General features: G+C 25.1%; 17 protein-coding genes. 14 read left to right on the top strand and 3 right to left on the bottom strand.

What is annotated here, in order from left to right:
* Positions 1-90: 90 nt before the first annotated feature.
* From MCRO_RS02465 to MCRO_RS02455, 3 genes are read right to left on the bottom strand one after another with little or no spacing between them, the layout of a single operon-like run.
* Positions 91-450, bottom strand: a complete 360-nt coding sequence (locus MCRO_RS02465) for an ArsR/SmtB family transcription factor (protein WP_013054661.1) — start codon at positions 448-450, stop codon at positions 91-93.
* A complete protein-coding gene (locus MCRO_RS02460; protein WP_013054524.1) occupies positions 437-3769 on the bottom strand; it encodes a DEAD/DEAH box helicase in 3333 nt (1110 codons plus the stop codon). Before MCRO_RS02460 ends, MCRO_RS02465 begins: the two co-directional genes overlap by 14 nt.
* 1 nt (position 3770) lies before the next feature.
* Positions 3771-4127 carry a PTS sugar transporter subunit IIB gene (locus MCRO_RS02455; protein WP_013054608.1) on the bottom strand — a complete coding sequence of 119 codons (357 nt, stop codon included), beginning with the start codon at positions 4125-4127 and terminating at the stop codon, positions 3771-3773.
* Between the two features lie 177 nt (positions 4128-4304).
* Here MCRO_RS02455 and MCRO_RS02450 point away from each other — a divergent pair, with 177 nt between their 5' ends.
* From MCRO_RS02450 to MCRO_RS02375, 14 genes are all read left to right on the top strand, one after another.
* The gene (locus tag MCRO_RS02450) at positions 4305-5849 is read left to right on the top strand and encodes a hypothetical protein (protein WP_013054352.1); all 1545 of its coding nucleotides are present in this window, start codon (positions 4305-4307) and stop codon (positions 5847-5849) included.
* A gap of 290 nt (positions 5850-6139) precedes the next feature.
* Positions 6140-6898 carry a DNA-processing protein DprA gene (locus MCRO_RS02445; protein ID WP_013054195.1) on the top strand — a complete coding sequence of 253 codons (759 nt, stop codon included), beginning with the start codon at positions 6140-6142 and terminating at the stop codon, positions 6896-6898.
* Positions 6899-6915: 17 nt separating this feature from the next.
* Positions 6916-7434, top strand: a complete 519-nt coding sequence (locus MCRO_RS02440) for a hypothetical protein (RefSeq protein ID WP_041594062.1) — start codon at positions 6916-6918, stop codon at positions 7432-7434.
* Complete coding sequence (locus MCRO_RS02435) at positions 7427-8236, top strand: hypothetical protein (protein ID WP_013054692.1); 810 nt, start codon at positions 7427-7429, stop codon at positions 8234-8236. Before MCRO_RS02440 ends, MCRO_RS02435 begins: the two co-directional genes overlap by 8 nt.
* On the top strand, positions 8229-8678 hold the full coding sequence (locus tag MCRO_RS02430) for a single-stranded DNA-binding protein (RefSeq protein WP_013054363.1): 450 nt from the start codon (positions 8229-8231) through the stop codon (positions 8676-8678). The genes MCRO_RS02435 and MCRO_RS02430 overlap by 8 nt, the downstream gene beginning before the upstream one ends.
* 220 nt (positions 8679-8898) lie before the next feature.
* Positions 8899-9189 carry a hypothetical protein gene (locus MCRO_RS04110; protein ID WP_148207927.1) on the top strand — a complete coding sequence of 97 codons (291 nt, stop codon included), beginning with the start codon at positions 8899-8901 and terminating at the stop codon, positions 9187-9189.
* An 11-nt stretch (positions 9190-9200) separates the two neighbouring features.
* A complete protein-coding gene (locus MCRO_RS02415; RefSeq protein ID WP_013054450.1) occupies positions 9201-9641 on the top strand; it encodes a hypothetical protein in 441 nt (146 codons plus the stop codon).
* The gene (locus MCRO_RS02410; protein WP_013054404.1) at positions 9619-10107 is read left to right on the top strand and encodes a hypothetical protein; all 489 of its coding nucleotides are present in this window, start codon (positions 9619-9621) and stop codon (positions 10105-10107) included. Before MCRO_RS02415 ends, MCRO_RS02410 begins: the two co-directional genes overlap by 23 nt.
* 132 nt (positions 10108-10239) lie before the next feature.
* Positions 10240-10482 (top strand): hypothetical protein, encoded by a 243-nt coding sequence (locus tag MCRO_RS02405; protein WP_013054636.1) that lies wholly within the window; start codon positions 10240-10242, stop codon positions 10480-10482.
* Positions 10476-10838 (top strand): Mbov_0395 family pilin-like conjugal transfer protein, encoded by a 363-nt coding sequence (locus MCRO_RS02400; RefSeq protein WP_013054240.1) that lies wholly within the window; start codon positions 10476-10478, stop codon positions 10836-10838. Before MCRO_RS02405 ends, MCRO_RS02400 begins: the two co-directional genes overlap by 7 nt.
* Before the next feature lies 1 nt (position 10839).
* The gene (locus MCRO_RS02390) at positions 10840-12279 is read left to right on the top strand and encodes an Mbov_0396 family ICE element transmembrane protein (RefSeq protein ID WP_369126127.1); all 1440 of its coding nucleotides are present in this window, start codon (positions 10840-10842) and stop codon (positions 12277-12279) included.
* An 18-nt stretch (positions 12280-12297) separates the two neighbouring features.
* Positions 12298-14976 (top strand): Mbov_0397 family ICE element conjugal transfer ATPase, encoded by a 2679-nt coding sequence (locus tag MCRO_RS02385; protein ID WP_013054525.1) that lies wholly within the window; start codon positions 12298-12300, stop codon positions 14974-14976.
* Entirely contained in the window at positions 14969-15247 is a 279-nt protein-coding gene (locus MCRO_RS02380; protein ID WP_013054564.1) for a hypothetical protein, read from the top strand. The genes MCRO_RS02385 and MCRO_RS02380 overlap by 8 nt, the downstream gene beginning before the upstream one ends.
* Positions 15228-20582 carry an Mbov_0399 family ICE element protein gene (locus MCRO_RS02375; protein WP_013054323.1) on the top strand — a complete coding sequence of 1785 codons (5355 nt, stop codon included), beginning with the start codon at positions 15228-15230 and terminating at the stop codon, positions 20580-20582. Before MCRO_RS02380 ends, MCRO_RS02375 begins: the two co-directional genes overlap by 20 nt.
* Positions 20583-20587 lie beyond the last annotated feature (5 nt).

The raw sequence follows: 20587 nt of genomic DNA, 5'->3' as shown, positions 1-20587 counted from the left end.
TTTTTGATTATTATTTATAGTTTTAAACTTAGTTTTGTTTTTTAATAATTTTGTGTAAAAAAAAGTAGGTATAACCTACTTGAAATAATACTATTTTTCAACACAACAATCATGTACACAATGTTGATCTTCATTGTTTGTTATTGATGAACAAGAACAAGAAAAATCTTTATAGCAATGATCATGAGACATTAAATGTAAGTAATCATTAAATTGATTTTTAAATGTATTTGACATTTTATAAAATACATTTTGTGCTGTTTTTTTAGTTGTTACAACTTTGTTCTTTCTTAGATCCATAAAGTGTTTTGAAATATTTGCTTGTTTTTCATTAAATAATCTTACAAATTCATTTACATCACATTCATTTTTATCACATGAATACAAATGAATCATAATTTTTAACTTAACATCAGAAGAACAAAGTTTGAAAAAATTATTCAGTTTCATTTTGAATATCTCCTTCAAGAGCCTCTATAATATTGATTTCTTTAGTAAGTTCTTTTATGAATTGTTCCTTAGTTACTATTTGATTATTATTTATATCATCATCAAATTCTTCGTTAGCATCTTGATTTTCATCTTTGAGTTCTACTTCTTTAGTATGTTTATAATTTAAAAGATCTATTTTTTCATTTTCAATCATTTGATTGTATTGTTCTTTAAACATATCAATACTTTCTTGTGAGTAATGTTCATCTATTTTATTTTTATCTCTTAATCAATTAATACTATTAAGAATTATCATGTCGTATTTTTTTGATCTTAAGAAGTTTAATTTATCTTTTAAAATTACAAAAGCTTCATAGTCATTTTCATACTCAAATTCATCAAATATAAAACATTTATAAATTTTATCATCAATAAATGTTGCTATATCAATGTTCAATGTTCCTATGGTATAGTCTTTTATGTATTTTATAGAAGGATTTAATTTTATAATATTATCAAGATAATCAAGCAAATTTTGTTCAAGTTCTGAGTGATTTTTAATTATTTTTAATTCGTCTTCTTCATTATAATTAGCATTAACTACTGAAATAGTTTTTCTTTGGTTTTCATCCAGTTCAAGGAACTTTAATCATTCCTTAAAAATCTTTGTATCTTCACTATTTGTTAAATTACTTACATCCTCTGATTTAATTGTTTTAATAACTATCATCTTATCTTTTGCTCTTGAAATTGCAACGTTTAGTGCGTTCATTCCTCCAGAGCGACCTACATATGTAGAGTTGATTTTAGAGTTTTTATCATATGCAATTGTACAAATAACTAAATCAGCTTCATCTCCCTGAATATTTTCAATATTTCTTAGCATTAATCTTCTTTCGTTAATGGCAGCTTCTAACTTAGGATATGCTTCATAAATTAAATCCGTTAAATACTCACGTTGTTTTGCATTAAAGGCAAGTAAAATAATTTTTTTGTATTTATCAATATATCCATTACATAATTCAAGAGCTTTTTTAGCTTCTTTAATATTTTTATTATCCAATCATTCACCATCAACTTGTATCACTTCAATTGCACTGTCTTTTATAGCGGTTGCAATATCAATAACATCAAGGCTTGAATTATAAAAATATTTACTTGAAAAAGTCATTAATGATGCGTAATTTGATCTATAGTTTTTATCTAATAGTATATTATATACACCAAGAGACGTTGCATAATCGAGTAAAGATTCAACGTTTCCAAAAATAGAATCGTCTGTACTTCTTGTACCAAATCAATTTGAAGGTTTCATTTGTTTATCATCACCGGCAAGAATTTTTATGTTTGAAAGATATAAAATTGGAAGTCCTTTTTCAATAAATATTTGTGATGATTCATCCATTATTCCAAAATCAAATTCATTCTTATTTCATTTACTTAAATCGGTGTCTGGTGTTGCAATTATAATTGGGAACAGAACTTTAATCATATCTGCATATTCTTTAACGAATTTATAAGGTTCTAAATTTCCTATTCTTACTGATGAAGCAAATTCTCTATATCTTCTTGTCATTGCTTTATCAAAAACTTTTATCTTATTGATAATTCTTGATGCTGCTATATTTTTTATCATTTCTTCATTAGATATTGATGCTAAATCATAGTTAGGCATGAGATCAAATATTTTATTTAATCATTCAATATCATATGTATCTAAATTTCTAAAAGCACGAACTAATTCTGCAAGATTTGCTTTGAAATCATTTAAGTTTTTATTGATTTCTACACCTAGTAATTTAATTGATTTATAACGTTTTAGAAATGGAAGAGGAAATACTTTATTGATTTTAATGAGTACTTTATCCATTCTTTTTTCAATGTTTGTTTCTGGATAAATAATATTCTTTGGTAGAGATAAAATAAATTTAATTTGTTCATCTTCCAATTTATCAATGTTATTGTATAAGTAAAAATATGCTTGAATAATTTCATTTGCTTTTTCATTGTTTTGAATTTCAACAAGTGTATCAACTCATAATTTTTCCTTGTCTGTTATTATTTTTAAATAATCAATTTTTACTTCATTATCATAGTTTTCTAAAAAGTCTAAATACTGTTTAATTGGAGCAAAAAATGATCTTTTTTTCATGTCTTTTGATGTTAAAATAAATAGTCCAAAACAACTTAAAGATCCTAATCTATTTCTAATAACTTCTAAAGCAGCTTTTTTTTGTGATGCCACTATTGCACTTTTTCCATATACTAAAACATTTGTTAATATATTAACAATTGTTTGAGATTTTCCAGTTCCCGGCGGACCTCATATTATGGTATTTTGACATAATGATGATATTATTGCTTTATCTTGTGAGTAGTTGGTTGGAGTAATTTTAAATAGAGCTAAATCCTTACTAAAAATTGAATTTTTAACTTTATTTTTATATGTGTTTTTATTAAAATCTACGCTAATAATGTCATCGATTTCATCGTTATCAATTATTTCTTTCATTCTATTTCTGCTATATCCTCCGGCTGGTAAAAATGTTCCAAGAACAATTCCGGTATGAAATTGAAGAGATTGATTTAAAATGGTTTCATTAGTTTTTTTATCAAAAACACTACCAATATTGTTAAGAATTTCTGGATAATATGTATTCCATTCTACACTTAATTTTTTAACTAATTCATCTATGCTATAGTTTGATATATCAAAATCTATAGAAAAGTTAAAACCTTGATTATTTAAAATAAAAATTAATTTTTCATTTAGGTGAATCTCACCATTACTTATTAAATTAGGTATTCCGTTTCTAAATTTTATGAAAACTTCTTTAAAAAATAAAGGGGCATAAATTACCTTGTTATCATCCAAAACTAAGGATACATACATAAATGAAAGATGAAGTGGTCATATATTAATCTCATCGTTAATTTCATTTGCTTTGCTTAAAAGAAGTTTTCATTTAATAGTTGATTTTTGAAAACTTGCATTAATAGACTCTCTTATTTTAGTCTTTGTTTCTGCAAAATTATTATTAAGCATTCTAGCGTTATAATCACTTATAATATATTCATTTTCTTTCAATAAATTTTCTAATTCTTCTTTTGTTTCCGCCTTTTCTACAAGACCAACAAGTTTTAGTAAAGAAGTTTCAATTATAGGGATTTCAAAAACTTTGTTTTTGTAAATTGTTTCAAAATGTGTTGGATTAAATAACTTATAAACATCAAAAAAATGCCTATTATTTATTGTAGTAAAAATTGAAGGATCATTACTTGTAACCTCCAATAAATTATCTAAAATTGCTTTATATCTTTCATCTATTGTTTTCATTCTAACCTCTGATTTTTTTAAGTTCTTCTAGGATAGCGCTTGTGTATTCGCCAAAAATTAATGAAATAGTTTTTGATGAAATAAATAATCCACTAACACCTTTTAAATTTTTTAATTCTTCTTGTTTGATTTCATTAGGGTCCTTAATTCCGATAATTAATCTTGTTGAAGTTTTGCTTAAACCAGTAATATTTCCATTACCTACATACTCAATTATTTTGTTTGCATCACAAGGTATTTTATTTACTTGATAAATTGTATTTTTTGAATGTTTTTTATCTTTATTTCATTTAATTCATATTAAACCAAAGGTTGCAATAGTTAAAAAAGTCATTATTAATTTGTCTGATGTTTTCATAGTTTTATTATATACAACTTTTAAGTAATATATTAGTAAATTGAATAAAATCTATTTACTAAGTCAATTTAATTTCTAGAAAAATCATCTTTATTTTTATTATAGAAATTAAATAATTTACATTTTTTATAATATTTAATATTTAGATATTTATATTTAGAATATTTAATATTTAGAATGATTAAAACAAAATGTGTGATAGCAATTGGAAAACCAATTGTTTTTTTATTTGCTCTGAAAGGCAAGAAAATGACTAAAGCTAAACTACCATTGCATATTTATAAAATAATCGAAAATAGTGATTTAGATGAAAAGAAAAAAACCAAATTACTTGAATTTGGTGCACTTTTATATTGACTTGCTGAAAAAAATATAAACAATAAAGTTAAAGGAAAGCAAAAAGAAAAAAGATTATTAGTATCTAAATGTTCTATTTCTTCAAAGAAATTTAATAAATATAAAAGTTCTAAATTATCTTACTTAGATTTACTAGATTTTTTTATTGAAAGAAAATTAATTTTTAGAAGCAAACACTATATTTCAGAAGGTTTCTATGGAAGAATGGGAAGAACAAAGTATATTTACTTTACTCCTGACTGATATATAGATACTATTATGACCTTTAACCTTGATAAGAAACACAAAATTATTTCTACATCAAAGAAGAGAACTGTTTGTACACAAACAATTGGAACAATATCATATGATGAAAAGCTAATGCTTAAAACATTTAACAAAAAATTTGAGGGTATTAAGAACTTTAAAACATTTGAAGAATTAATAGATTTGGCTTATTCTGATTATAGAGTAATCAATAGAAGATTAGATAGTTGATTAATTAACCTAAGAAAGTTAGATCAAATTTCTGGTACCAATTCATTCAAATACCACACAATAGGAATTAAGAAAAGAAGATACTCATTATTTACATCAATGCCTAAATTAATGAGACAAACTGTATTGATAGACAACAAAATGGTTATTGAACTTGATTTAAAATCAAGCCAGGTAATCCTTTTTACTAATGCCTTTTTTAAAGAAAAAGGTGCTGATGAAGAATTTGCAAAGTTATTTAAAAATGAAGGTTTTTATGATAATTTATTAAATAAATTAATTAATAATCCGAATTTTAGACATAACTTTATGACCAAAAAACAACCTTGGTCTAGAAGCAAATTTAAAACACATTTTATAGCAAATATTTTATATCAACAAAACATTTCTGCTGTGCTTAAATTACCTATAATGCAGTACTTTAAGGAATATCACAAGGATTTCTATGACTTCATTATTAAATACAAAAGAAACCCAGATAAGAAGATGCAAAATAGTTTATTACAAGAAATAGAAGCTGATCACATTAATGATACAGCAACCCAATATAACTGCATAACAATATTTGACAGTGTAATGATACCATTTGATGAAAAACTAATATTAAATATAAAAGAATACTTTCAAACATCAATAACACCAAAGTTCCACCATGCAATTGCTAATTACTACAAGTTAGAAGCAAAGGGAATTTATAAGGAAGTGCCAACAGGCATACCTAAGCCTCTAGATGGTGATGAAAAAGATAGGTCCTTAATCAAGTCAAGTTTTGAGATATACCTTCAAAATGAAGCAAGAAAAAAAGGGATTAAACTTACAGGAAAATATTCACACCTTACTCCTGAACCAACACAATTTACAAATAGGAATGTTATTGAAAGAAAGTAATTATCAACTGGGCTAACAAGTAGCCTATATTTAATAACAACATTGATAAAGATATAAAAAATAGAAGAATGCTAACAAACCTTATGGAAACATATTATGGTGGTTTAGCACCTAAGATAGTGGTTAGGTGTGGTAAGGGATTTAAAAAAACATCTCATTCTCTTCTATAAAAAAACTTTCAATCACCCACTTTACTAATAGATATGACTTTGTTATAACTTAGCAATTCTCTAAATCTAACTTGATTGCTGCGCTGGAAGCGCAATAAAAACAACAAAAGGAGAAAAATAATGAATGATTATTTACTTTACTACTCATGATTAAATAACGGGGACAATTTCAAGGTATTTATGTCTATAAAAAATACCATTCCAATTGATAATGAAAAACTTAAAGAAATTAAGGAATACTTAAAACAAAAAGACATTAAATATATAACTTTTATTGATTCAGGCTATCCAGACAAGTTATTAATTTATAAATATCCACCATATGTATTATTTTACAAAGGTGATTATGAATTAATTAAAAAGAAAAATATTTACTGTTTGACAGGAGATCTTGTTAATAAAAAATCTTTAGCACATTTCATAATTAATAAGGATGTTGCTATTAAAAATATTCAATTAATTACAAATGGCTTCAAAGGTTTTGATGAAAGAATTGTTGATGAATATAAAAAATTTAATAAACCAATAATAAGAATTTTTGCAAATGGATTTTGTTGAAATGATGAATTAAACAAAAATAATGAAGTTGACAATGATTTATGGATATCACAATATCCACCACTTACAAAACCTAAAATAATAAGTTTTAAGGAAAGAAATTTACTATTAGCAGCATTAGCTAATGAACTTATAGTATTTTCATCTAAAAAAGAAAGCAAAATTTTTAACCTTGCTGGTTGTTTTATGAATATAGGAAAAGAAGTTGATTGTTTTCCTGGTATAGAAATTGATGATGGAAATAATATGCTTATTAAACAAGGAGCAAACTTGATAACTTCAATTAGTATGTTGAATCTTATTGATAACAAAACAAATTAAGAAAGAGAAAAATTTATATGCCCAAAAAAAATATTAAAGAATATGCAAAGTATTTTAAGGATATCGATACAAACAATAATATTAATCACATTGAATCAGTTGCATATTCATTAGAATATAACCCACATAGAATTATTAATAAATATCTTGAATATCTTGAGTTTTCACCAAATGAAATAAATGAATTAGCTGAAATACCTGGCTACCCAGAAAATTTAGAGATAAATAAAAAAATATGCTGATTAATTGATGACTATTTTGCTGAATTAGTAAGCAATGAAGTAGAACATTTAATTAATTATTTAACTATTACTGGTGAATTATATTACCAAAATTATAGAAATAACCATTTAAGAGATGAGCTTATTTTAGAGAAAATCTTTAAACTAAATAATCTTAAATTTACAGGTGAATATATTAATGATTATTATCCAAAAAATATATTCCCTGAACCAATAAAGATTCAAGCACAAGCTGAATTTAACATACTTAAAACAAAAATTAAAAAACTACAAAAGGAGACAAACAATGGATAACATTGAAAATATTTTAAGTGGTAGCAAGAGCAAAGATTTAATTGTTTTTGACCCTGAATTACCATCAAAACAAGCACAAAACATCCCAATTTATAAAATATTGAGATTAAACAACAAAAGTCTTTTGGCTATAAATAACATTATAGAAAAAGATATTACTAACGAAAATACTTATGGAGCACCAAAACAAGTTTCATGAATACCAAAAACATTAGAAAAAATAAATCAAACATTTACTCAAACAATAGTTATGAAACACAATGGACAAACAAGTGAACTTTTCCTTCAAAATTCAAGTGTTTTAGTAATAGGTGAAGAAAAAGGAACAACTTACTTTATACCTATTAAATTCTCACCAAGAGTTCCTAAAAACCCAGTTAAATCTAATCAAATATTTAATAGTAAAGCAAGGATTAGAAAACAACTTTATGTAAACTCTGTTTTCTCAATCTCAACAGAAGCGTTTAAGAGAATGGTTGACTTGCACCAAGATGAAAAAGAAGCAATTGCAGCTTCGCTAACCTTAGCAGATCAAATAAAGATATTAAAACAAATTTCTCAAACATTCAGTAAGAAAAAATTACCAATTTATATTAAATTTCTTATTATTTTCCCACCAAACAGAGATAACCCAAAATTAAAAGATATTGAATTTGAAAATTATTGAGCTACAAGAGAAAGAATAAAAATGGATTCTCATATTATAGAAAATTTAAGAACCAAAATTAGAAATGAATTACTTGATAGTTTCCCTTTAACAAATCAAATAGCAAAAAATGAGAAAGAAGGCAAAAATGATTAATAAATCAATCTTTTTAGGTATTTTACCAAAGAACATTAAATTAAAAATAGCAACTAATGGAGCTGACTATGTAAATTTTAATTTAGAAGTTATAACAAAAGGTTATAACAAAAACATTGTTGATTTTGTTCCTTGCATTGCTTGGGGACACTTAGCAAGAAACATTTCAGAAGCAAAACCGAGAAGTATTGTTGCAATTGAAGCAGCATTTACATCATATTTTAAGACTATAGAAAATAGTGATACAACAATTAAAAAATATGGCTTTATTGTGAAAGCATTTAATTGTTTAAGTCTTAAAGAAATTGATGAAACTTCAATTTTTGATAATGTAGAAGAATTTAATTTACCACCAGAATCCAATAATCAATTTATAGACTCAGCTCAAATGGACTGAGAACCACAAGAGCAAAGCAATATTACTAACAAACTACCAAAATAAGACAAATCAAATTAACAACCAAAATTATTTGAAACAGATAATTAAACAAACAAGAATAGTAAAGGAAGCAGATGGCTGCAAAAAACAAAAACATAATACCAATTTTATCTATTATAGAAATTCCTAAAGAATCAAATCTAATAGAAACCATAAATAAAAAAGCAAACTTACAACTTACTAATAAAGTAATTGTAATTCTAAACAAAAAAATGTTTGTTATTTGTTTAATGTTTGCAATGAAAAAGATGATTCAAAAGAGATTATTGAAATTGAAAGAGCCCTTTCAAGCCCTGATAATCCTAAGGAATTTGTTGATTTTAATTACATGATTAAAATAAATAGTGCTAAATTCTTTAATCACATAACGAATAATGGAGAACAAGAAATAAATTACTATGAAATTACTCCACATTCTGAATACCAAGTTCTTATGAAAGAAATTGAAGTATTAGAACCATGAAATAATAAACTACCAATATTGTTAAATATGATACCAAGACCAACAACTTAAAGGAGAATGAAATGACTAAAATAAAAAAACAAGATTTAATACAAGGAAATTTTGATTTATTATTCACTTGAGAATTCCCAAATCAAGATATTACACCTACAAAAATCAACAATAAAACATTATTAAAAAAGATAACAAATATACTTTTAGAAAACTATTTGAAAAAACAAAATGAAACTTTTAGGCCTATAAACAAGGTGAATAGTTTTAAAGCAAAAACAACTAAGTCCAAGTGATTGGAATATTGAATGATTGTAGAACCTGGCTATTTAATTATAGCTTCAAATTATTGAATTAATTCAGGCTTAAAATCTAACAAAGTATTGCGTTCATTGCAAAGTTCTAATTTATCTCTACAAATTCCTAAGCAAGGTATTAATGCAATATCTGTTGGAATTTGCAAACTTGATAAGATAAATCAAGTTGAAAATGAAATTAAGAATAACTTATAAACCAAAAAATAATTCATTAATAAAGCAATTAAAAAAAATAGTCAAATCAAATAAAATAAAGAATTTTCCATATGGTGAAATAATCAAAGTTAAACAAGAATTAATAGATAAAATTAATAAATCTGAATATAAACTAAAACTTGGAAATTTATTATTTGTCTTTCCAGCACCTGATAAGCATTTTTACTTATTACCAATTGATAAGAAACCACATTACAACAATAATAATCTATTGGAGTTTCAATATTATGACTTTATCAGATTAGCACCTGTTTATAGAAGTGTTTTTGTTATAAAGCAAGATGATTTTATTCCATATATTTCTCTTGAGAACTTTATGGAATTACCAAAATTGTTAGATGAATCTAAACAAAAAGTTTTATCTTCATTTGATGATTGCATAAACGCTAAAAACAAATATACATATACAACAACATATTATCTAGAAAAACAAATATTAAAATAATAAACAAGGTTTCAAAATCTTTTTAATCACTTAATGTCATATTAAGTAAAGGAATTAATATTTAAAAATTGTAAATATTAATGAAAATAAAATATAGATATATATCAAATAATTAAAACATAAAGGAGACAAATGTCTAAAAAAATAAAAAATACTTTAACTTATTTTGAAATCAAAAGATGACTTCAAAAACAAAATGATCTTGAGTTACTTAAGGCTTTAATTAGTTATGAATACGAAATTAACAACATTAAAGATTTAGATGATATAGCTGATTATGTAGTTAAATCTAAATTTGGATTACTACATTCTCACATTGAAAACTACATAAAATCAAATTACCCACAATATATGAAAGGAGATGCACAATGATAGAATTCGCAACAAAATTATTTGATGATTCAACAAAAGAGCTACCAAATACAAATATAATAACTGATATTCAAGGTCAATTGTATCCTATTTTATCATCGGTAATAACAGGATTTCTTTCACTTGTTTTATTACTTTTAATAGGTTTAGCTATTTGACACACTATCGGTTATGCAAGAACCAGTGATCACCAAGTAAGAGCAGAAAAGAAAACTCATCTTATAACAATAGGAATATTAATAGGAGTTAATGTTGCTTTAGTAGGTATTGGAATTGCTGTATCAGTTACATTAGCAAATAAAGCCACAGCATTAGTTAATAACTCACCAAAAGAACTGCTAAATTTAGTTAGATTATAATATGTTTAATTCCTTAATACACGGCATATTTAGTATGTTCTGGCATATATTTGCTAAATTACCTTTATTAATATTGCAATCAGTATTCAAATTATTTAATGTAATAGTAAAACAAATACCAACCCTTATACTTTTTGGTAAACCTGAGATTAATTCATTGCAGGATATGCTTGTACCACAGCCATATATAGCAATGGGAATATTAACAATTATATTATTTTTTATGTTCTTCTTTATATCACTCATTCAATTTACCAAGTCATCCACAGGTGAAAATAGAGCTGAATTTTTTAGTAAATTAAAAAAGAGTATCCCCGCAATAGCATTAATTTTTTTACTACCAGTAATCTTCTTTTTAGCAATATCATTACTTAATTTATTTGAAATACTCTTAAAAATGGTTCTTGGTGGAAAACTAAATGTAGCTGAAAGAATTTATAAATCACTTTGCCCTACTGAAACAATAAGAAAAGAATGAGATATTAATGCTTCAGGTTTTGATGTTTTAGATAAAAATGCTTATTCAAAATTGAATTGAGGTGAGGGACTTGTTGCATTTACATCAATATTCTTTGCAGTATTCTTTGTTCTATCTTTACTCTTTAAGCAAACTCTTACTGTTTTTATTAAATCATTTGAACAATACTTTTTATTTATTCTTGCTCCATTTGTATCAGCCACCATTTTATTAGACAACGGAAAAAAATTTTCTGAATGAAAACAATTGTTTTTAAGTAAAACTTTCGCTATTTATTCTATTGTTTTAGTTCAAAATGTTTTCATTTTGTTATTCATTCCACTTATAGATTATATGTCTCAAAATAATCCATTATCAGATAATTCTTCAATTAAATTTATAACTATTCTTGCTATTATAGCTGGTTCAACAGCAGCAGGATTTGCGTTGGAACAACTTATTTCAAAAATGATTGGAGAAGACATGAGTGTCAAAGGAATGGCTCCAGGACTTTCAAAAGCTGCAACATTTGCAACAGGAGCTGTTGCTGGTGCTTTAACATCTGGAGCTGGTTTAATTGCCTCAAAAGGAATAAAACCACTTGCAGGAAAAGCAGGTAGTTCAGTCATGTCTGGGTTAAGAAGTGCAAACACAGCACTTATAGCCAAAAGAACAGGAGCAAGTTTCAACCATGTTAAAACATTACAAAATCTAAAAAGAAGTGCAAAACTAGATGGAACCTGAAACAAAGATAGAAAGAAAACATACAATGAAATGACAAAATTATTAGGAAAAACAGATAATGATTCATTAAAGAATCAATCACAGTTGAGAAAAAATTGAATAAAACAAGGAGAAGCAAAACCTAAAACAGCAACTCAAAAAGAGAAAGAATTAATAAATAAAAATAAACAAAAGAAAGCAAAAGAAAAAGAAGATAAAACATTTAATGAAGCAATTAAAAAAATTTCAAAAATGAAATAGATATGTTAAGGAGAATAAATGCTACAACCAAAAAATTTAAAAAAACAAAAAACTACAATTTATAAAAACTTTAATTTATGAGATTTAGTTGTATTCCTAATGACTTTACTAATAAGTGCATTAATTGGTTTTACAATAATATCAAAAGATAATCAAAACTATACAACATATTCAACATTAATATTTATCTCAATTACAATTCTTTTCTTACCATTATTTATTAATGTTAAAAAGCATAGTGCAAGATTATGGCTGGTACTTGTTAGACTTATTAAATTCATATTATCAAACAATAAATATACAAGTTCATCAAAAGTAGCAAACACAAAATCACTCATTAGAATAAAAGAAATAAAAAATAATATTGTTTATTTATCATCATCACAGTTATACAAAGTATATAAATTTACAGGTTATGATGTGGTTAATAGACCCGAAAATGAAAAAGAAAATTTTATTAATCATTTTCTACAAATTCTAGACCAAACACCATTTTTTATTACATTCATTAAAAGAACAGAGCCAACTGACTATAATCATATATTAGAAGATATTTCAAAAAATATTAAGAAACCTGGAATGTCTAAAGATTATAAAGAATATCAATTTGCCTCTCAAAAAGACTTTACTGCTTTATCTGAAAAGGAATTTAGAGATTGCTATTATGTAATAATTTATGCAAGTTCAGTGCAACAATTAAATGATTATGAAGGTGAATTATTACATAACTTAAACAGTTTAAACCTTAACCCTTGTGAATTAAATTCATTAGAGTTATTATATTTTCACAAAACCATTTATAGTCCTTTTGATGCAGTACCAGATCAAAATAAATTTGAAAACAAAGATTTAATTAAAAATCCACATGAATATTTAGCGCCAAATAATCTCACAATTAATAACACACACATTAAATATAACAACCATTATTTTTCAATACAAACAATAGATGAATATGCTCTAGACATTCCTTATTATTGAATACAAGATTTATTTAATACAGAATCAACTGTTATATGAAATATTCATCAAATACCAAGTGAAAACTATGCAAAATTAATAGATAAGTCAGCTTTAAATGCTGAAACAAATATGGTTTTAGATAATAAGTCATCATACAGAACAAGAAAAGCACAATTAGAATTAGAAGCCATTGAAGAAACTTCAGATTTAACTCTTTCACAAGGTCAAAAATTGTTTAATACATCATTCTATTTTATTTCTTATGGTGCTACACCACAGAACTTAAAGGAAATGGAAAAACAAAACAAAAGAAACATTGCAACTCTAAAAAGTAATTTAAATCATTTGGTATTTAAGCAATTTGATGGACTTAATATGATTACTTTTACACCAAGTTTTCACTCAAAAAACCAAACTGAAATGGTATCAAGAAATCTAGCATATGGCTGACCTTTTATTAATGAAGAATACGATGACAAAAATAACTTTATATGAGCCATGAGAAATGCAAACCCTATACTCTTGAACATTTGAAAAAGAAATAATAACCACATAAATTCAAACTGTGTTTTCTTCGGACTTTCAGGTTCAGGTAAAACAACAGCAATGAAAAAATTGATGCTTAATTCCTACTATAATGATAAAGCTTCAATAATTGTTATCGATCCACAAAGAGAGTATGGAGATTTAACTGAACTCACCAATGCTTCTTGGATAGATTTAGGAACCGGTAAAACAGCACTTAATCCATTACAAATAAATATGGCTATAAGAGATGATAATACAAATGAAACTACATTAACAAATGAAGTTTTATTATCAAATCAGATAAACAAAATTATTGAATGATTTAAAATACTAAATCCAGAATTAAACCAAGACAGTCAATACTTAATAATAACTGCATTGAAAAGTCTGTATGGTTCTAAAAAATATAACTTTTATAATCTAAATAAGGATATATCAAAATTAGAAAATAATGAATACCCAAGAATAACAGAATTAATAGAAACCATTATAGACATGAAATTCAATAAATCTGAAGCTCCTATTTATGAACCGGAGAGAATAAGATTAAAGAACTATTTAACTGTAAATTTCTTAAATAATGGTATATATGCTAAAACATATAACAATTACACAAACATTGACCTTAATAAAGATTTTATTATTATAGATACAAAAGTATTAACTGATAATAAATCAACAACAGCACTTAACTTGGCTTTTTATCAATTACTAAACTATATCCAAACAAAGATAAATTACAACTTTTATACTTCTAAACTTAAAACAATGTTGATAGTTGATGAAGCACATTACTTTGTAGATAAGAATAATATGGCAACTTTGGACTTTCTATTCCAAACCACAAAAACTATTAGAAAATACAATGGTTCAATAACATTAACCACTCAAAATCCAGCTGACTTTGCATTAAGTCAAGACTTAATAAACAAAACAAATGCAATCCTTAAAAATATTCAATATAACTTCATCTTTAAACAAACCGGAGATGACATAAGGCATATTAATAGGCTTTATAATCCTTCAAATAAAGTTGAAGATGATAATGAATTTATAACTGCACCAGAACAAGAATATTTATTAAGAGCTCATAAAGGTCAATTACTTTTTTCATCTGCAACTGGTTATAAAATCAGATGTAAGATGAACTACAATGACTTTGAAAGAAAAATAATATTTAAAGATAAGGAGACATTAAATGACTAAAAAACAATTAACAAATAAAGAGATATCGAATGAATTTATAAAAATAAAAGAAGAACTAAATCCTCAATTAAAACAATTAAGTAAAACATTGAAAAAATTAGGATTTAAAGTAAACCAAATTTCTTATGCTTTATCAAATGTAGTTATTACTGATTCACTTGATGAAATGGTAATAGAAAGTATTAAGTTGATAATAATTAAATTTCAAGCTGAAATGAAAAGTGCTGGTGTAAAGGATAATAAGGAAATTAATGAAAAAGAAAATAATTAAACCAACCTTAGTTTTAACATCGGTTTCATTACCTTTATTAACCATTCCATTTGGAGTTTCATCATCATTGTCTAACAATGATTTTGAAGCCATTCCTTATCAATGAAGCCAAACAACAAGAAAAGATAAAGAACCTGGAACTTATACTCTTGAAGGTTCAATAGATGAAATGTTTTATAACACGGTATCTATTCCTATAACCCACTACAATTATCAAATTGATAAATCCTTCACAACCTGAAAAAAGACAAATCAATATTTATCATCTGATAAATACACTTATTTTACATATGAAAAAGACAACAGATCCTTATGATTTAAAATTAAATCATCTTCTGGTAATGTAATAGCTAATATACCAGTTTGTCCTGCATATACATTTGATGAATATAGAAATATGGATTCTGTTTTAGAGTATGTATACCACTTTGATTCAGACCCAAGAGATATGAAATTTCATTTTATAAACCAATACCAAATAAGTTCAAAACCATTGAGTGAAAGCTTTAGTTTAGGACAAGATTATTGACCATTAACTTTATATAGCGCTAACTTTCCTACAAATGCACCATTTATAGGTCCATATAAAAAAGTAATAAGTGCTAAATTGATACTATCCACTGACCCAGCGTGAGTCATAAGATGAAAAGACTCTACTTGAAAATCATCATCACCCAACAAATATGATTATTTAAATAAATATAAATGAACAATTGATTATGTTGAAGAAACAACCAAAACCATAACACCAAATAACTTTAACCATTGAAATACACATATAAATACTTGAAAAAAGAAAGCAGAATCAAAAAAACAAATATTTTATAACTGCTATGGTACAACTATCAACAGTTCATATTCTGATAAGACCACTAACAAAATGAAGTTAAATGACTACATAAAATCATTCAATAGTGATAATAATCCACTGAAATTTGATTATGAAACAGTAGATGAAAACACAATTAACATTTTGTTATATGACAAATCAACACCAAATGAAAAGCACATTTTTTTAAAAAACTTTAAAGTTATTTTTGATGACCCACAACCAAACAATAGAGATAAAGAATTATCTAATTTAATAAAAACTATTGAACTACCTAAAATTTTAAACTATAAATCAAACACAATTGATTTACCTACTGATGTTGGAGCATCAGATATTACAGATTCACCCACTGAATCACATAGCATATTAAATAATGATTTAGATACAATAATTAAGAATACATCAGATAGTTCTGAATATCTAAGTAAATTAAACAAACTTGCAGATGAAAAAAACAAATTATTAAGTAATCAGCAAATAATTAATTATTATCTCAGAAACTATTTGGAACAAAATATAACCAAAAACATAAATGAAAAAATTATTTCATTTAGAAATTATATGGTTGAAACAACAATTGGGTTTGAATATATGAAAAATGTTGAAACTAATTCCAAAATTAAAGTACAGCAATCCAAATCTCAAAATAATTCTAATATACCTAACCAGATTGACATTATTTTAGAATACTATGATGTTTATAGGAAACAAAAAACATCAAAAGTATTATTTTCAAATGTCAAAGTAAATTGAATACCAACTGAAAGATTTAAGAAAAGAAACTTAAAACAAATGTTGAAAACAACTGGTTCAAAGTATAAAAAGTGAAATAAGACAACCCAAGAATTTGAAGTTAAAGAAGATAATGGTGACCATATTGAAGAAAAACCAGATGAAGATACATATCAATTTTATTCACAAGTTAAAGTTAGCCTTATAGGAACTGATTTAGATAACATAAAGATTAAAATCAATGATAAGGAACATGATTTAATTAATCATCAATGAAATATTCCTCTTGAAGATTTTTCTTTCATAAAGAATGATGATGGTTCACTTGGTGATAATGTTTATAAAATAGAAGTAATTAGATATGAAAAAAATGGAATAAATGGTCTATTAACAGATAAAATAGAAAGTAAATATACAAGAAATATCATAATAAAAGATAGTTCATCAACATTACTAGATTTAAAATGATATGCTTGAGACCCGGAAAATAACATAGAACAAAAACTTCTAATTTCTCCTTTTTTAACAGATAAAGATAACAAACCTTTGAAAGATGAAGAAGGCAATGAAATAAAGAACCCAAAGTATAACCCTAACATAAACCCTACTACTGGAACCACAACAGAAATTGTTTGAGTTAATGCAACAAATGAATGAAGTGATTTACCAGGAACTATTTATAATTATTCAAACAAAAAGTCAAATCAACAACACAAAAAAATTGAAAGCACTTATTTTTTACAAGACCCCAAAATATTTAATGAAGATAAGAATAAACAAGTATTTGGTTTTCTTGCAGAAGCCATAGTTATACCTAAAGCCGTCTTGTTAACAATTCCAAATAATGACCATCTTGAATTAAAAAGATTTTACTGTTTAAGTAGTGAACCTGGTTGAACCAGAACTTTATACACTGGTGGTGGTAAATATTGGTTAAAACAAGAATTTGGTGCTGAAACAGGAGCCAATATTAGTTTAAACCCTAAAAATCCATCGTACTTTTCAACATCTGGTTTGTGATTATACTCATATAAGCTTCCTAATGATTTTTCAAATAAGTTCAAAATTATATTAATTGGTGATGATCTTAAACAAACTGATACTTTTACAACAAAGTTAAATGAAATGGCTAAAGATTACAACACTAATTATTGAAACAAATTTAAAGCTTTCAATGATTTACCTAATTCAAACAATAACAATGAATTTAATAAGTGAAAACTAAGTGAAGAATATAGATACAATACACACTTGTTAGCAACAAATAGAAAAGTTCAAATATATCCAAAGTTAGATACTCACCCTGATATAACAAACTTTTGGTTAAGCCCTCAAGGTAAAAACCTTTTGGAATATTTATATAAAGTTCATTCTTTTAGTCCTGAAAAATCTTATTCTTTAGAATATGATATATTAGTTAAATATTGAAAACTATATGTATCTGAAAATTCTTCTAATTCAAATATTACTACACCAATTGTAAGGGAAGAGAAACTGATTAGAATAGCATCAAGGTATAATAACTTTAAAGATTTTGAAAATCACTTAAAGGAGAACATTAATGATTATTACACTTCTTTACCTCAAATAGAACTTGAAACCAAGATAACTAAACACAATGAATTGCTTCTTAAGTCTCCTGATGACCAAGACTTATTATATGAACTTAAATTAATGAATGAAGATTTAAATAAGATATCAAATTATCATACAAAGGTTTTAGCAAACACAAACCTCGAAACAAGAAACAATAGTAAAACTATTGCTATAAAATTTGATTTTTTTCCAAGGATTGAAAGTATAGAAATTCCTGAAGCATTCCTTCACCAAACTGTTCTAGTAAAATTAAGTGATATAACAGATAATAAGCAACTTCTTTCAACAGATAAAATTATTATTGTTCCACCAACACAAGAAATAAATATAGAACTTAACAATAGAGCAAAATCAATGAATTATCAAAACTTCAAAAAAAACTATAAAAGACTTGTTAATGATATCTTGGCTAAACACAAGCCAATTATTAGAGAGCAAGAATTATTAAATATTTTAGAACTTGATACTAATAATCCTACATCAACAGGTTGAAATGCCTTACTTCAAATACTAGATGTATTTATTGCTCTACCAAATAAACTAGAAAAGTATAAACAAAATGATTTACTTAATAAAAGCCAAATTGCATTTATTTTAGATAGTTGAAATAAACTTAATATAAAATCTCCAAAAGTAAAAGAAGAATGAACCAAAATAACTGATACCAACAAACAACAAGAAATATTAAATAATGCTAAAGAAACATTAAGAGAGTTGATTAATAATTTGCCTAATGATAACCTTGAAACTATTATAGAATTTGATTCGAATATTAGTTCAAAACTAAATCCTAAAACAAAACTCATTGATTCAGGTCATATTGAAATCAAGTGAAAAGTTAATTCCTTAAAATCATCAATTTATGAACTAAAGAAAGATACTAACACTGATTTAAAACTAACATTTAGTGCCTTGGCTAAGGATATATTTTTCATCACTGATAGAAGAGAGATAAATTTACAAACATATAAAAGTGATGAATTAGAAATTCTTAATTTATTTAAAAATGAGCTTGCAAAGTTATTGGCATCAGATATATCAAATGATGAAATTAATATAACAATACCGAATGACGATTCAAGTGATTTAAAAGTGTTAACAGAGAAAGAGTTAAAAGAGGAACTTAAAAAACTAATATTAAGCCCTACATTTAACTATAAAACAGATACTCCACCAGAACCTTTAATTTTTAACATTAAACCAAAAGAACCTAATAAATACCAAGAAGTACAAAATCCTGAAATTAGAGTTCTAAATTTTGTAAAAAATAAAATTTTTGACTTGTCTAAAATAAAGAACTTTAATATTAAATTGAGTAAACCTAACTTAAAAGATGAAAATTTTAAGCATAAAATGGCTAAAGAATTAATAAATCTTGTAAATAATGAGATTGATAAATATAATATTGAACCTAAACTTATATACAATAAAAATTATTGAATAAGTCAGTTTGTTATTACAAAATCAAAAGAAGAAATTCTAAAAATATCATTAAATGAGATTGATAAATTGATAACGCTAGTATTACAAAATGTTAATCAGCCAATTAATGCAAAAATACTTCCAATTGAAAGTTGATTATCTAATTTTGCTTCATTTACCATTCAACTAAATATTTCAGAAGATGATAAAGATTATAATGACTTTGTTAACAAATTTTCTTTTGATTTAACAAATCTTAAGATAGATGACCTAATTCTTAATCATAAATATTTAAAAGATGAGCCAAAATATCAAAATAAATATTTTAGTGAATTAAATAATGAAATAATTGACTATATTAACACACAAATGAACCAATCTTTTTGAATTAATGGAATTGATTATCAAATAACATATTCAATAAGTGGCTCAAAATTTAAAGAATTAAAAAGAGTTTCACCTAACAATTGAACTGATAACAAAATTCTTTTATATAACCTCGTTAAGGAACCTAACAAAGATAATAAAGTAATCATTAGAATTGATGCTTTATCTAAAAAATTAATAAACTATAAAACTATTAATGTTTCAAATAACCCAGGTGGAATTACTCCAACAAAATTTAGTTTAATACAAAAACAACCATTACATCTTATTTGAATAGTTGCTTTATTTGTTTTTGTATTACCTGCAATAGTATTTGGAATTATTAAATATAAAAACACATACATTAAAGCCAAAAAACTTAAATAGGAGAA

Source organism: Mycoplasma crocodyli MP145 (genome assembly GCF_000025845.1).
GTDB lineage: Bacteria > Bacillota_I > Bacilli_A > Mycoplasmatales > Metamycoplasmataceae > Mycoplasmopsis > Mycoplasmopsis crocodyli.
This window is presented reverse-complemented; position numbering and strand designations above follow the sequence as displayed.